This window comes from Singulisphaera rosea, assembly GCF_054877945.1.
The window spans coordinates 41,516-56,298 of record NZ_JBTYIP020000031.1 but is presented as its reverse complement, the minus strand read 5'-3'; the positions used below and the strand labels follow the sequence as shown (position 1 = coordinate 56,298).

General features: G+C 65.3%; 10 protein-coding genes and 2 tRNA genes. 7 read left to right on the top strand and 5 right to left on the bottom strand.

Annotation, left to right across the window (positions count from 1 at the left end; translation table 11 throughout):
- Nucleotides 1-64: 64 nt before the first annotated feature.
- The 5 genes from ACYOEI_RS33905 (at nt 65) to ACYOEI_RS33885 (ending at nt 5,849) form a co-directional block, all read left to right on the top strand.
- The gene (locus ACYOEI_RS33905; RefSeq protein ID WP_462854549.1) at nt 65-928 is read left to right on the top strand and encodes a leucine-rich repeat domain-containing protein; all 864 of its coding nucleotides are present in this window, start codon (nt 65-67) and stop codon (nt 926-928) included.
- A gap of 261 nt (nt 929-1,189) precedes the next feature.
- Nucleotides 1,190-1,260 (top strand) — tRNA-Cys (locus ACYOEI_RS33900).
- Between the two features lie 108 nt (nt 1,261-1,368).
- A tRNA-OTHER gene (locus ACYOEI_RS33895) sits at nt 1,369-1,440 on the top strand.
- A 442-nt stretch (nt 1,441-1,882) separates the two neighbouring features.
- The gene (locus tag ACYOEI_RS33890; protein ID WP_462854548.1) at nt 1,883-2,989 is read left to right on the top strand and encodes a slipin family protein; all 1,107 of its coding nucleotides are present in this window, start codon (nt 1,883-1,885) and stop codon (nt 2,987-2,989) included.
- Nucleotides 2,990-3,692: 703 nt separating this feature from the next.
- Nucleotides 3,693-5,849, top strand: coding sequence for a PQQ-dependent sugar dehydrogenase (locus tag ACYOEI_RS33885; protein ID WP_462854547.1), 2,157 nt, complete (start codon nt 3,693-3,695; stop codon nt 5,847-5,849).
- Between the two features lie 18 nt (nt 5,850-5,867).
- Here ACYOEI_RS33885 and ACYOEI_RS33880 read toward each other — a convergent pair whose 3' ends face one another.
- Both ACYOEI_RS33880 and ACYOEI_RS33875 read right to left on the bottom strand, forming a co-directional pair.
- Complete coding sequence (locus ACYOEI_RS33880) at nt 5,868-6,815, bottom strand: bestrophin family protein (protein ID WP_462854544.1); 948 nt, start codon at nt 6,813-6,815, stop codon at nt 5,868-5,870.
- 157 nt (nt 6,816-6,972) lie between these two features.
- Complete coding sequence (locus ACYOEI_RS33875) at nt 6,973-7,836, bottom strand: hypothetical protein (RefSeq protein WP_462854542.1); 864 nt, start codon at nt 7,834-7,836, stop codon at nt 6,973-6,975.
- A gap of 165 nt (nt 7,837-8,001) precedes the next feature.
- Here ACYOEI_RS33875 and ACYOEI_RS33870 point away from each other — a divergent pair, with 165 nt between their 5' ends.
- Nucleotides 8,002-8,280, top strand: a complete 279-nt coding sequence (locus tag ACYOEI_RS33870; protein WP_462854540.1) for a tetratricopeptide repeat protein — start codon at nt 8,002-8,004, stop codon at nt 8,278-8,280.
- Nucleotides 8,281-8,284: 4 nt separating this feature from the next.
- Here the strand turns inward: ACYOEI_RS33870 and ACYOEI_RS33865 are convergent, their stop codons facing one another.
- The 3 genes from ACYOEI_RS33865 to ACYOEI_RS33855 all read right to left on the bottom strand — a co-directional run bounded on the left by ACYOEI_RS33865 (nt 8,285) and on the right by ACYOEI_RS33855 (nt 12,104).
- A complete protein-coding gene (locus tag ACYOEI_RS33865; protein ID WP_462854538.1) occupies nt 8,285-9,103 on the bottom strand; it encodes an SGNH/GDSL hydrolase family protein in 819 nt (272 codons plus the stop codon).
- A gap of 367 nt (nt 9,104-9,470) precedes the next feature.
- Complete coding sequence (locus tag ACYOEI_RS33860) at nt 9,471-10,772, bottom strand: hypothetical protein (protein ID WP_462854537.1); 1,302 nt, start codon at nt 10,770-10,772, stop codon at nt 9,471-9,473.
- 297 nt (nt 10,773-11,069) lie between these two features.
- Nucleotides 11,070-12,104: an extracellular solute-binding protein gene (locus ACYOEI_RS33855; protein WP_462854536.1), complete on the bottom strand. Its 1,035-nt coding sequence runs from the start codon at nt 12,102-12,104 to the stop codon at nt 11,070-11,072.
- Between the two features lie 1,026 nt (nt 12,105-13,130).
- Between ACYOEI_RS33855 and ACYOEI_RS33850 the strand changes: the two genes are divergently transcribed.
- On the top strand, nt 13,131-14,777 hold the full coding sequence (locus ACYOEI_RS33850) for a HEAT repeat domain-containing protein (RefSeq protein ID WP_462854534.1): 1,647 nt from the start codon (nt 13,131-13,133) through the stop codon (nt 14,775-14,777).
- Nucleotides 14,778-14,783 lie beyond the last annotated feature (6 nt).

Below are 14,783 nucleotides of genomic sequence, written 5' to 3'. Positions count from 1 at the left end.
AGATTCCCTTATTCACAAGAGGAGAAGCACGAGGACGTTCGCCCCAAACCGTGGAAGCCGTCCCATGACGCGAGTGACTGCATCCCGCTGGCGACCGACGTTGAGGGTCTCATTCCGTTGGTTCCTGGTCCTCGCGGCGGTCGCGACCCTGGCGGTCTGGCGGGTCACCGACCAGCCCAAGCGCCGAGGCCGGGCGATCGCGACGACCAAGCAGGCGGGCGGGGTGGTCCAGCTCGACGGCGAGGACGATCCCATAGGAAAGCCCTCTCTTGCTCCCAAGACCGTCCTCCCACGCTGGATCTCGGATCGTCTCGGCGTGGAGCTTGGGCACAAGGTGTCGGTCGTCAACCTCGACGGACAGCCGGTCACCGACGCGGACCTTGCCAGCTTCGAAGCCATCCAGGGGCTGCGGAAACTCGACCTGAACGGGACTCCGGTCACCGACCAGGGGCTGGCCCACCTCGCGGGATTGGTCGATCTGGAAGAACTCCAACTCCGCGAGACGACCGTCGGCGACCCCGGCTTGCGTCACCTGGTCGGCCTCGACCGACTGCGGGCCCTCTACCTCTACGAAACGAAGGTCGGCGACCCCGGCATGGCCTCGCTCGCCCGACTCCACGGCCTTGAAGAATTGAGCCTCTCCCGCACAGCCGTCGGCGACGCGGGCCTCTCGAGCCTCGCCGCCCTCCCGGGCCTCAAGGTCCTGAGGCTCAAAGGGACCCGGGTCACCGACGCCGGCCTCGTCCATCTCGCCGGCATGAAGACCCTCGAATGTCTCGACCTCTCGGAAACCGACGTGACCGACGCCGGACTCACCCACCTCTCGGGGCTCGCCGAGCTCCGGATCTTGTTCGTCGACGGATCCCAAGTCTCGAAAGCCGGCCGCCTGACCCTCAAACGGGCCTTACCTTCCGCCCAGATCTATTGAAACCAACGTACGGAGAAGGCCGATTTTAGCCACGGACCGAACACACATAAAATGATTAAAATTTCAATATTATAATTTTTTAATCTACGATAATCCGCTACAGATGTTGATAACTATACATATTATTATCCGTGTTTCATCCGTGTTCAATCCGTGGCTAAAAATCCAAGTCGTCGAAAAAGTCGCGACGGATGCGAACCTCCCCCTCACTCCTCGGGTCTTCCTCGGTGCGTACACGAGGAGCATCGCAAAACAGCGATTGACGTTGGAGCCAGACGGCCAGGCGACCGGCTGCAACCCGGTTCAAGTGGGTTCGACTCCCACCGGCGTCTCTTTCAAGCAAGCGATTGGTCTCGTCGGGCCCGCGGCGCACCCGCCTCGTCCTCGGACGATTGGTGAGGTGTGTCCCGTAAAGGGGATCGAAACCGGGGCGGGGCCAGGTCGTGGTAGCTCATCGGGTAGAGCATCAGGTTTTAACCTGAGGGTTGCGGGTTCGACTCCCGTCCACAACGCGCAGCAACCGGCTGAACACCGGTTCGCACCGGGACGCTGATAACGTCTCAACCATGTTGCCCGAGGGGGATGGCCTCCGTCGTCCGGCCTTCGTCCGTGCCATCGTGTCCTCGAAAGAGGCACGACAAATCGGATGGGGGCGGCGCGAAGGGTCGCCCTGAAGCACGCAGATTCCGCCCCCCATCGCCGACGGCGACGGGGTCGTCGCGGTCGGAGAATCGCGGTCGGGGCCTCGGCCCCGGGTCGTCGGCTCCGACCCGTGCGGCCCAAGACCCGTCGGGCCGGGGGGCTCACGCGAGGCTCCGCGCCTCGACGCGTGGCCGGCGGATGTGCCATCTCTCGAGGGCATTTTTTCGATCGGTAACCTTTTTTATTTCGTCATTGTTCATGCCGAACTATTGAGAGGCGCCGGCCCGCTTTCGGCGGCCGGGAGGTGTCGCGATGTTGTTCTTCAAGCAGTACACGATCCACAGCTACGAGACGGGCCTCTACTTCCGTGAAGGGGAGTTCCAGGGCCTGCTCGGCGCGGGGAAGCACCGGTTCTTCGACCCGCTCGACAAGGTGAACGTCGAGGTCGTCTCCCGGCGCGAGCCGTTCCTGGTCCACCCGAAGCTCGACCTCATCGCCAAGTCGGGCGGGCTCAAGGCTGACGCCAGCGTGCTCGAGCTGAATGACGACCAGCGGGCGCTCGTCTGGGTCGACCGGCGATTCACGCGGATCCTGTCCCCGGGGCGGTACGTGTACTGGAACGGCCCGAGCGAGGTCCGCGTCGAGGTCTTCGACGCCCGTCGGCCTCGGTTCGAGCACGAGGACCTGAAGGTCATCGTCCGGTCGGTTCCGTCGCGAGAGCAACTCGAGGTCGGCTCCGTGGGTCGGAGCAGCGTGGGCGTGCTCTTCCTCGACGGTCGGTACACCGAGACGCTCGAGCCCGGCCCGTGGGCCTTCGTGAAGGGGGCCGCGGACGTGCGCGTCGTCGAGGTCGACCTGCGCGAGACGACGCTCGACGTCGCCGGCCAGGAGATCATGAGCGCCGACAAGGTGACGCTCCGCATGAACGCGGCGGCAACCTATCGGGTCGTCGACCCTCGCAAGGCGGTCTGCACGATCGACGACGCCAAGCAGGCCCTCTACCGCGAGGTCCAGCTCGTTCTCCGCGCCGTGGTCGGGACCCGCGAGCTCGATGCGCTCCTCGCCGACAAGGAATCGCTCGCGAGCGAGGCCGTCGCCCAGCTCGCGCCCAGGGCCCAGGCCCTCGGGCTCGAAGTCGTCGCCCTCGGGATCCGTGACCTGATCTTGCCCGGCGACATGAAGGACCTGATGAACAAGGTCACGGAGGCTCGCAAGGCGGCCGAGGCCAACCTCATCACGCGACGCGAAGAGACCGCCGCGCTTCGTAGCCAGTCGAACACGGCCAAGCTCCTCGCCGAGAACCCGACGCTCATGCGGCTCCGCGAGCTCGAGGTCCTCGAGAAGCTCGTCGCCAACGGCAAGCTCAACGTCATCCTCGGCGAGAAGGGCCTCGCCGATCGCGTCATGAACCTCATCTGATCCTTTCACCCGTCGGGCCCGGCTTCCCCTCGAAGCCGGGCCCCGACGCGTCTTCGGCCGAACGCCTCGCGCCCTTCTCCAACATCCGACCCATCGTCGATCGGGTCTCCGCTCCCGGCCCTCGACGAAATCCGTCGTGGCGTTCACCCCGCCTGGGCCGTTTCGCCGCCCCTGACCAGACTGGGAAGGGACGACGAGGCCGTCCGTGGCGATCGTCGAATCCCACCTCCCGAGCAGACAACCGCGGCCGCACCAGCGTCTTGTCGCCCCCATTCTCCGCGATCCTCAAGGGTCCATGCTGGCCGGGGCTATCGTCGATGCGTCGCTTGCCATCACGGGGGCCGGTGCGTATCCTGGGGAACGCTCGGCGTCCGTCGGAAGCCTCGACGAAGCCTCGAAAGCAAGGGCAGGGTGTCGAGCGACCAGGCTATCATATTTTTGATTTTTCGAATTCGCCGACCGGGATTCCCCTTCATTTCGACGAGACCATCGCAACTCGTCCGATGGCCACGGATCTCGCCGGCGGACCACCCGGATCGACTTCCGGGCATCCCGTGGGATCCCAATGAAGTGTCAATCTCGAACCGAACGAACACCACCCTCGGGCCATCGCCGAGCCTGCGGGTGTCGGCCATTTTCAAGGCGCGGCGACATCCTTCGGCACCTCGTCGTCAGCGTCTTGCTCCTGTCGACCACCCGCGCGATGGCGCAGAACCAGGAAACGGCCACGCCCGCCGCGACGGGGGGTGACGGGGCGAAATTGCAGGAATATCGGCGGGCCGTGCTCGCGGCGAGGGGCGACGCGGGCCGAGGGCGTCGGTTCTTCGAAGACGCCCAGAAGGCGCGTTGCACCACCTGCCACGCGCTGGGAGGGAAGGGGCCGGCGATCGGGCCCGACCTGTCGAGCCTCGGCGGCGGGCGGATCAGCCCTTCGGAGATCCTCGACGCGATCCTCGAGCCTTCGGCGAAGATCCACCCGGACTACGCCTCGACGACCGTGGCCTTGGCCTCGGGCCGCGTGCTCCAAGGACTCGTCCGGCCGGTCAGCGAGACCGAGGTCGACGTCGTGACCTCCGCCACAGAGACCGTCCGCATCGCCGGATCCGAGATTGAGGAGCAGTCACCAAGCAAGGTCTCGCTGATGCCACTGGGACTCCACGAGGCGATCGCGCCGGGGGAAATGGCCGACCTGCTGACCTACCTCGTCTCGGTCGAGCCCTCGGGCTCGGGGTCGCTCCGCGAGGCGGTCGATCCCCGCGACATCCCCCGGGCGACATCACCGGTCGCCTTCCGCCCGATCGCCCTCGAAGGCTCCCCCTTCCAACGCCCCGTCTGGTTCGGGCCGCTGCCGGGGCACCCCGGCACCTCGGTCGTGCTCGAGATGCAACGCGGACGCATCTGGCTCATCGGCGGGGACGCGCGAGGCCGGACGCTCTTCGCCGACGTCCTGAGAGAGACGATCCCGGGCGAGCTCACCGGGCTGACCAGCCTGGCGTTCCACCCCGACTTCGTCCACAACAGGCGCTACTTCCTCAAGATGCACGTCCCCCGCGAGGGGGGGCGGCTCGCGGTGCAGGTCGTCGAGCGCAAGGCCACGGCCGACGGCCTGCATGACTCGGGCGAGCCGTCCAAGCTCGTGTTGAGGATCCCCGTCTTCACCGAGATCCACAACGGCGGCCACCTCGCGTTCGGCCCCGACGGGTTCCTCTACGTCGGCATGGGCGACACCGGGCCGCAGAATGACCCCAGGGGGCACGGCCAGGACCTCGGCACGCTCCTCGGCAAAATCAACCGCATCGATGTCGACCGCGCCGAGGGGGACCGCCCGTACGCCATTCCGGCCGACAACCCGTTCCGCAACCGCCCCGAGGCCCGGCCCGAGATCTGGGCGGCCGGGTTCCGCGAACCGTGGCGGTTCAGCTTCGATCCCCCGACCGGAGACCTCTGGGTCGGCGACGTCGGCCAGGGATTCTATGAAGAGGTGACCATTGCCCGGGTCGGCGAGAACCACGGCTGGAACGTGTTCGAGGGGATTCGCCCCTTCTCCGACCGCTACGCGAAGGAAGGCGCCCGCTACGTGCCCCCCGTCTTCGCCTATCATCACCGGGTCGGCGTATCGGTGACGGGCGGGTTCGTCTATCGAGGGACGAAGAACCCGGCATTGGTCGGGAAATACATCTTCGGCGACTTCGAGATGCGACGAGTCTGGGCGCTCGAGCAACGCGACCGGGTCGCCACTTCGCTCGTCGAGATCGGCAGGGCCCCCGACCGGATCGCGTCATTCGGCCTGGACGCCGAAGGGGAGATCTTCGCGGTCGGCCTCGACCGCGGCATCATCTATCGGATCGACGCGTCCGAGGCCGACCTGACGCCGGCCCAGCCCGCGCGTGAGGTGGTGCCGACCGCGAGGAGCGGCGAGGCCCGTTGGAACCGGACCGAGGCGAAGCCCCAGGAAGGCTGGGCCCATGAGTCGTTCGACGACTCGTCCTGGTCCCAGGCCCTCGGCGGCTTCGGCACGCGAGGGACCCCGGGATCGGTCGTCCGGTCCGACTGGCGATCCCCCGACATCTGGCTCCGCCGCACGTTCACCCTCCCCGGCGCAGCGACCGGGGCCTTGCGGCTCTCGGTCCACCACGACGAGGACGCCGAGGTCTATCTCAACGGCGTGCTCGCCGACAGGCTCCGGGGGTTCACCTCCGACTACGACGAGGTCGCGATCTCCGACGAAGCCCGCGCGGCGCTACGGCCCGGCAAGAACCTGCTCGCGGTCCATTGCCACCAGACCGGGGGCGGGCAGTACATCGACGTCGGGATCGTCGAGACGCCGAGCCGCTCTCAGGCCTCCCCAACGTCTCGTTGAGGACTCGCGGAGGTCCCGTCAGTTGACGACGAAAGGGTCGGGGCTCGGAACGCCCTGTCCAAGGTCGGGAGGCGCCTCGATCTCGACATCGATCGGCGGCGAGGGCTCCCCGACCAGTTCCAGGAGGTTCGCCGCGATCGTCTCGCAGAACTGCTCCAGCGGGAGGTCGTTGTCGTCGTAGCCGAAGGGGTTCTCGATCTCGACGCCGATCTCTTCGATCCCGAAGAACGTGTAGGCGATGAAGAGGATCGGCACGATCGACCACCACCCGAACGTATCGAGCAAGGCGAAGGGGAGCGTCGCGCAGTAGAGGATCAACGCCCGGCGCAGGTGGACCACGTAGACGAAGGGCAGGGGGGTCTTCATGATCCGCTCGCAGCCGCCCAGGTAGTCGATGAGCCTCAGGACGCTGCCGTCGAGGGTCATGGCCACGTAGTCGGAGATGACCCCGCGGTCCCTCGCCTCGACGAGGAGCGAGCTGATCCGCACCGAGACGGCCAGGGGGACGTGGCCCGCGGCCAGAGCGGCCTCGACCTCGGCTTTGGGGAGCCGCTCCGCGACCGGCCCCAGGCCCGACTTCCCCCGAAGGCTGTTCATGGTCGCGAAAGGATAGGTCGCCGTCCAGTAAACGATCCGCTCGTAGATCGCCCGGTCGCGTCCCACGAAGGCAAGGGTGGCCCTGGCCAGGTTGCGGGTCTCGTTGATGAGGCTCCCCCACAGCCGTCGCCCTTCCCAGAAGCGGTCGTACGAGGCGTTCGTGCGGAAGACCAGGAGCAGCCCGAGCGCCACGCCGACCAGCGTGTGCGCGATCGGCGAGAAGTCGACCGGCCGGATGAGGTGGTGGAAGATCACCACGGCCACGCACCAGACCACACAGGCCGAGACGCGCCCGACGATCTCGTGGGTCATCGTCCCGCGGAGGTCGAAAAGGTGGGCGCTCCAGTCTCGCTTTTTATAATGGATCATCAATCATCCTCATGATTCTTGGTATCCGCCGGCCCTGACCCCGGCGTTCCTTCGTCGAGACCCTCCAGTGAAACGTCTCGAGCCGGAGAAAACTACCCAAAACCGACGCAACGTGCTCGATCCGCGTCAAATGAGGTTCGGTCTCGGCGTGACGGCTTCACCCGAATGCCGCTCGTGGCCGTCTCCACCGGAGCGCCCAGACGAGGTAGAGCCGATCGTGGAGGTTCCAGAACCAAGGGGGCACCAACTCGAGGCCCGACACGTTCGCCGATAACACGGGGTCGTCCCGGAACGTTGCCGAGAGGGCCGCGGGGTTGACGCCGTGGATGCAGCCCCCTTCGTTCGCGAGCCGGCGGAGGAGGCCGGGCAACGCCGATTCCGGGGTCGAGCGCAAGGCCGGGAACGTGTTCGACGAGGCGACGTCGGTGATGAGCACGGCCGTCCCGCCCGGCGCCGTCAGGTCGGCCAGGAGCCGTAGGTGGCCGACACGAAGGGCTTTCACGAGCGAGGCGAACTCCGGATGCCGGTCGCCGACGGCGAGGGTAATGTTACCGATCAGTTGCGTGAGCAGACAGGTCGAGGCCACGAGGTCGAATGGCCCGGGCAGCGTGAGCCCGACCCGGCGCATCGGCCAGTCGGCCAGGGCCTCGAGCTCGGCGGGCGGGATCGTGGTCCTTGACGTCCAGGCCCCGATCGCGTCGAGCATCCCGGTCACCTCGACCCCGCCGATCCTCCGGATCGCCGGATGCTCCGCGACCCCTTGGCGGGCGACGCCACGCTCAAGCGCCTCGGCGTCGAGGTCCACCAGGTGGACCTCGCGATGGGCGTCGGCGAGGGCGATCAGGTCGAGGTCATTGCCGTTGCCCGCACCCAGGACGCAGAGCCGAGTCCGTTTCGATCGGCTCCCTGATCCCGCCCCCAGGAGTGCGGAGACCCTCGCGCGGTGGCCGGCGAACAAGTCCCATTGATCGCGGCTCGAGGCGTTGTACTCGGCCTGTCGTCCCCTCAAATCGCCCATCATCCGACGCTCCGGCTCGGCCCGCCCCGGTCGCTCGTCCCGAAGTCCTGTCGTCTCGCGTCACGGCGACGCATCCTGTATCGTAAGCCTTCTGAATTCAGGACGTGCTTGCGCCCGTCTCGAGGTCGAGACGTCAACTCGTCCGATCCGTCTCCAGGCGGACCCACGATGATGCAACTCCCCACAGGGTTCCTCGCAGCGATGATCGCGGTCACCATCCCGATGGTCTGGGGTTGCGGCGAGTCGTCCGAGGGCCAGGTGTCGGCGTCCGCGCCGGCGACTCCGGAGCAGGCGCGGGCCGCCCAGGACTTCTTCAAGGCCCTGCGGCTCGAGCGCGCCCACAAGAAGGCGGCGTCCGTGAAGGCCTACCGCAAGCTCATCTCGGACCATCCCGACTCGCAGCAGGCCAAGCTCGCCGCCGAACGACTCCAGGCCCTGGGAGGCTGATCGATCACCCGCCCGCCCCGTGCTTCCGGATCGCCGCCCAGAGGGCGTCGGCGATGACCTGCATCCCCCGATCGCCCGGATGGCCGGCGACGCCGTCGTGGTCGATCTTGCGCTCGGAGCGTGCGGCGTTCGCCCCGTCCTTCGCCGGGGCGCCGATGTCGACATAGACGCCCCCCGCGTCGAGGCACACCGGCTTCATGATCGACTCCTTGACCGGCTCGTCCCAGAACTCACTCCGGACGAACACGACTGGGTGACCGTGTTTCTTGACCTCGGCGAGTAATCCCTTGCAGGCCGAGCGATACCTGGCCTTCGCTTCATCGGTCGTCGGGATTGGCGCGTTCGCACCGATCGCGACGATGACCACGTCCGCCTCGAACGCCAACTCGTCCTTGAGTTCCTTGGCCACGTCATAGTCCGTCTGCCGACGTTCGAAGTCGGCGATGTTCTTCACCTTCAGCTCGGGCGTCCCCCCCGCCTCCTTCGCGATCGAGGCAACCAGCCGATGCGCGAAATCCTTCTCCTTGGCGCTCGCCGCCATCCCCCAAGTACCCGTCCAGCCGATCTCCGGCGCCGGGCCGTGCAGCGTCACGCTATTCCCCAGGATCAGCAACTTCCCGACGCGCAGGCTCCCGACCTTCAAGTCCTTCCCCGCCGTCCCCGGAGCCGTCCCCGCATCGGACGCCGGGTCCGCTGAAGGTTGCCGCCCCGCGGCTCGACCATGCCAACCGGCCCCGAGCACCAGAGCCAGAACCATCGCCGATGCCAGGCGTAACCAGGGGACGCCAACGCCCGAACCAGGAAGCCGCGACTCGATCTGCATTGAGACAACCTTCCGAACTCGAGGGGGAACTCGCCCCGGGAGCCATCCCAAGACATTTGGGTCGGCTTGGAGGCGCACGAACTCCCGACACTCACGGGGCCTAACCTACGCGAGCGTACCACGGACGATCCTCGGGTCTCGAGAGGAATCCACGCCTCGAACATGGCGCCCGTTCCTTGCAGGGAGTGATCTGGAGCGCAAGGCGGGCACGCCGACATTGCCGGCTCACACGTTGACCGGAAACGCGTTGTTTACCTAAACAACGGGCTTCTGTGGGAATACACGACGCCATCCCGGAAGGGGTTCTCGGTGTCGTTTGCATCAGAAACCCGTTATTTAAGAAAATAACAGGTTTCGAGACAGGCCTTCACTCATCGGGCAGAGATTCCGGCGGCAGGCTCTTGAGGTAGGGCCCCACGAGGACGTCCAGGTGAGGAGGATCAACCCCGTGGTCGCGGCGGTAGAGTTGGGTGCCGAGGAGGATCAACAGATCGCGGTGGTTCTCCAATTCCTTGGTTTGGAAGCGCCTCCAATTGAAGAGGCCGATCAATTCCCGGCTCACGCGTGACGACTCGATCCAGCGGCCCAGGGACCTCGGCGACAAGGCGCGGGCCTTCGCCGAGACCTCGGGCCCGAACGCGTAGAGATCGCAGAACGGAATATCGATCTCGGGAGCCGGCCTGCGACCGGGAGGCAGGTCGTAGAACGCCAGGCGGTTGGCGACCACAAGGCGGAACGCCCGCCGGCCCCGCTCGGGCTCGCGTTCCCAGCGGCACCAGGCCCTGGAGATCGACTGCACCCGCTCGGGAGTCAGGTAAGACGCGACGGGTCGAAGCCACGAAGGAGGCATTCGGTCCGTGGGATAGTCCGGCGATCCGAGCATCTGGTCGAGCCAGAGGTATTCCACTTTGAGCGAGTAAGAATCCGAGGGGACGATTTGTTCGCACCCAATGACATCGTCGAGCGCACGCCGCAATTGCGCCGGGGTCGTACGCGGATCGTCGGCCCAGTCGGTGACTCGTCGATTCAACTGACCATGCCACACCTGAGCCGCAAGTCGCCGAGAGCTCCTGCTGTATTGACCCATGTGGCGGATCGAGCGGAGTGACGTACGATACCAGCCCCACGCCCCGGCCATGTCGCCCTGTTGTTCCAGCCGCGACGCTTCCAGCAAAAGCAGCCGCTGGAACGGCCGGTAGGCATCGAACTCCACAAAGCCGCCGTAGGGAGACAGGAGAGTCAAGTCGAGTGCCTCGGGACGCTCGGCCCCCTGGCGATACGCGGCCAGGGATTCGCGGTTCGCATCACCCCACTGGCGAACCTCGGGAGACGACGAGCCCCAGACCGTATCGCGGTCCACCGGTATGCTCGCCGAGGTATCGGACCACTTCAACGGTTTGTACAGCGCGACGGCCCGGCGGTAGAGCACGAACGCATTGCGATCGTCCGGGATCGTCTCGGCCTGGAAGGCTCGCACGTCGAAGGGATCGCCAATGTCGGGCAAGCCCACCAGTTGCGTTGCCCACCATAGCGGCGGCGCGGCCAGGGTCGCCAGGGCGGCCAGGATCACGCCCCAGACCCGGCGTCGACTCTTCCCGACCCAACGGAACGGGGCCAAGATCAGTAGGAGAGTCGGAAAGGAGCGTTGAAGGCTCGTCTGAGTGGCCATCGTTTGGACTCTCTCGATTGCCCTATCACGGAGCCAAATGGACCTGCAACCGACCGTAACCCCCATCGCCAGGATTATTTCGGAAATATTAACATATTTTATTTTTACAATTTTCGAAACCTGGGGCTTTGCTAATAAATTCAAAGCAACTCAAGATGTGAAATTGACATCAATAATCTCAATTCCGATGCGAATCGCGCCGGCCCACCGATTAATCAACGCGAGTCGCGTTTCATTCTTGTAGGCCTTGACCTTGGCGGCACCGGACGTGGGGCTCAGGCCGATAGTGGGTGTGGATCAGCCGCCTGCGAACTCGGCGGCGAGGTAGGCGGCGACCTGGTCCCAGAGGTTGACGACGGCGTCGAAATCGACATCCATCGCGTGGACCGTCTTGGGGGTCTCGACCCGGGCCTCGACCTTCGTGCTCTTCAGCAGGGGGATCTGGGCCCCGGCGCCGACGGCGAGCTTGGCCTCGACCTCGGGGCTGAGCAGGTGGTCGGCCAGGGCCTCGGCCGCCTTCGCGTGGGGGGCCCCCTTGATGATCGCGAGGGTATTTGGGATGAACAGCGTGCCCAGGCCCTTCGGGTCGCGGTCGGGGTAGACGATCGCCACCGGGTTGCCCGCGTCGATCTCGCCCATCGCGTCGTCGGTGTCGGTCATCCCGAACGCGAGCTGGCCGGAGCCCACCGCCTGGGCCACCTGCTTGTTGCCCGAAAGGATCTGGACCCCATTCGCCTTCAAACCTCGGAAATAGGCCTTGGCCTTCTCCTCGCCCCAGGCCGCGAAGAGGCAGGTGGCGTGCGTGGCGGTCGTCCCGAAGAGGGGCTTGGCGATCCCGATCTTCCCCTTCCACCTCGGGTCGAGCAGGTCCTGGATCCCCTTGGGCCGTTCGGCCTCGGGCACCAGCTTCGTGTTGACGATGAGGATCCGCGCCCTCGCCGCGAAGCCGTACCAGGTCCCGTCCTTGGCGCGGAAGGACTCGGGGAGGTCGGCCGCGCGGCTGGGCACAAACGGGGCGAGCAGGCCCTTCCGCCTCAAGCGCAACGTATTGAGGATCTCGTTATTCCAGAACACGTCGCAGCGCGGCCGCGCGGCCTCGGCGACGAGCAAGTTCGTCAAGCCCACCGTCTTCGTGCTCTCGATGTCGAACTTCGGACGTACCTGCGCCCCCGTCCGGCTCGCATAAGCCTTCAGGATCGGCTCGGCGAACTCGCGGTCGAGGGCCGAATAAACGACCACCGGTCCACGCGCCGTTTGACCCTTCGACTCGGCGCCGACCGACAGGATCAAGGTCGTGCTATACAGCCAACGAGCCAGGAACCGATTCGGCATCTCTCCACCTCACTCAAAGATACGTTAAAACTGTGGATCCGACTTCGCATTCGATCAAACCCTCGTCGAATCATCCCGGGTTCAGGATGGCGAGCGGCGGAATCTCTCGGATCAAACTCGGGCCATATCCCCGCACTCCCGGATCGAGCTCGTCGCAGCGAGACCATCGACGCGCCGTGCCGCGTCTGCCTCGGATCAAGGTTCGTTGCATCGAGTCGTTGAAACGGAGGAAGGGACTTCGCGTCACCCGCCCAATCGACCGAGGCACGCCCCCCCCTAGAAATGCATCCCTCATGGCCAACGAATCGGAGACGGGACCAGCGATCCGAAACGCGAGCCGGCAACGACCTTAGTCGTAGGCAGACGGCAGGTCAAACGAATTCATTGAAGATGAGCCGGGGTCCGGAAGCCGTGGTCAGTGCGAGCGTGGCCTTCGTGCGATTTCTTTGACCGGGACCGGCCGAACGCAGAGGGTTTGGCCGGGTCGCCCCGGATCGCGACTTAGAATTATTCCCCATTTTTTAAGCTTTAAATATCCTTGCCTCATCACAATTCAATAGGCCGATTGCGGGACGTCTCTTGGAGTCGATCCGTCTTCGGGGCCGGAGAGGACGTTGGCGTTCGACTCCGGCCGTCGGAGGCCCACCTCGAATTGATTGGATACACATAATTTTCTTGATTCCTTGCCAATCTCGTCGTATCGCAGGACGCCTCATTTTTCAACAGCAGGGACGACTGATGCGATCCGCGTTCGAGAGACACAAACAACACACACTATCTTTTCATACAAATATTTATATTTTGTACCTTTCCATATTATCCTTTGTGTTCTTTGTGCCTTTGTGGTGAAACTTCCCCTTCTCTAAACGCAGCCGATCCGATTTCCCAGGCAACGGCCTCCCCGTGAGTGGTTGATATCGATATCATTCGAGCACCCTCAATGGTTTCAGGCGAGAGGTTCTGGGACCGGACCCGCGGGATCCTCCGTGCGTGCGTGGCTTCGAGCCTCGAAAACGGGAGCAGGCCATGAGTTCCGACCCTGATGAAACGTCGAGTCCCCGGGCCGAGGAGCCGAAGCCCGTCCGTCGACACCGGTCGGGGGTGCGGACGATGATCGTCATGGTCGCCTGCTGCGCGGCGATCCTCTGGGCCTGGCGGTACGGCTCGGAGAACTACGACTTGGCGAGCGTCGAGGCCCGACTGGACCAGAAGCGGATCCTCGGTTCGATCCAGTCCAAGACGCCTGATGAACGCGTGGCCGCGATCCAGGAGCTCGCTCGTGTTCGTCACGGAGACATCTCGGTCTCCGTCCCTCCCGTCATCGGGGCGCTCGGCGACCCGGAACAGGTCGTCCGGATCGCGGCGGTGCAAACCCTGGGGGCGATCGACGCCAGTGAGATGTCGACATCCACCGGCAAGGAGGCCGGGCAGGCCACCGCCCTGGCCCTGGCCCGACACCTGAAGAGCCACGATACGGCGGAGCGGGTCGCGGCGGCCCGATCGTTGGGCCGGATCGGCCCTCATCTGCTGAAAGCACAATCCGGCAACAAGGGCATCCGTGCCGCATTGAAGGCCCTGATCGAAACGTTGAAGGATCCGGAGGCCAGCGTCCGGGCCGAGGCGGTGACGTGCCTGGGTCGTCTCGATTCGCCCCTGCTCACGTCCGTCGATACGGCTCCCATGACCCGGCAGACCGTGAAGGACGCGCTGGCCGAGATGATCGTCGATGGCGACGCCAAGGTCCGCCTCGCCGCAATCGAGTCCATGAGACCGGGCCCCGAGGGCCCTGGAGTCAGGATCGCTCCTCCCCAGGCGCTTGCCAAGGGCTTGAAGGATGAGTCGGCCCAAAACCGTACGGCGGCCATCAACGGCCTGCTCTTCTGCAGTGCAGGGCTGGATCCCTGGCTCCCCCTGTTGTTTCAACTCGTCGAGCATGACCCTGAGGACTCGGTCCGATCGCAGTGCTATTTCGCGATCGACCAGGCATTCAAGCCACCGGCGATCACGGGGGCTGTCGTCCCCTATTTGCGAGGGTGCCTGGCGAGCAAGAACCTGGAGATCCAATGCTTGGCCGCAGCCATCCTGGCGACGATGCAGACCGACTCCCGGTCGGCCATTCCGGAATTGCTTCGGATCGTGAAAGAGTCGCCCGACCTGGCTGGAATCCGCTTTCGGGGCTCATACAGGAGCGGCGACCCCGCTCTCGCCGCGGCGTTGGCATTGGGGAAAATCGCCCCCGAGACGGCCAAGGCGCCGGAGGTCATCGCGGCCTTGACGGAGGTCTTGCGGACAGGTCCACTCACCCGACAAGCCTCGGCGATCTCGGCCCTCCGCGAATTCGGTGAGGCCGCCGAGCCGGCCATCCCGGCTCTCATCACGCTCATCAAGGAGGCCCCTCCTCGACGATTTTACGATCGCAAGAACGCGGCGGTGGAGGCCCTCGGAAGCCTCGCGCCCGAGACGGCCTGGGCCGAGGAGGCCGTTGCGGCCCTGACACAGATCCTCCAGTCCGAGGCGGATCCTACCCTGGGCGCCGCGATCGAGTCGTTGTCTCGATTCGGTCCGAAGGCCAAGCCCGCCCTCTCGAGCCTTCGTCACCTCAAAGACCACGGCAACGCGTGGGTCAAGGATGTCGCCACGAGGGCCATCCAGAGCATCGAGGAGACTCCTTGACCCTCG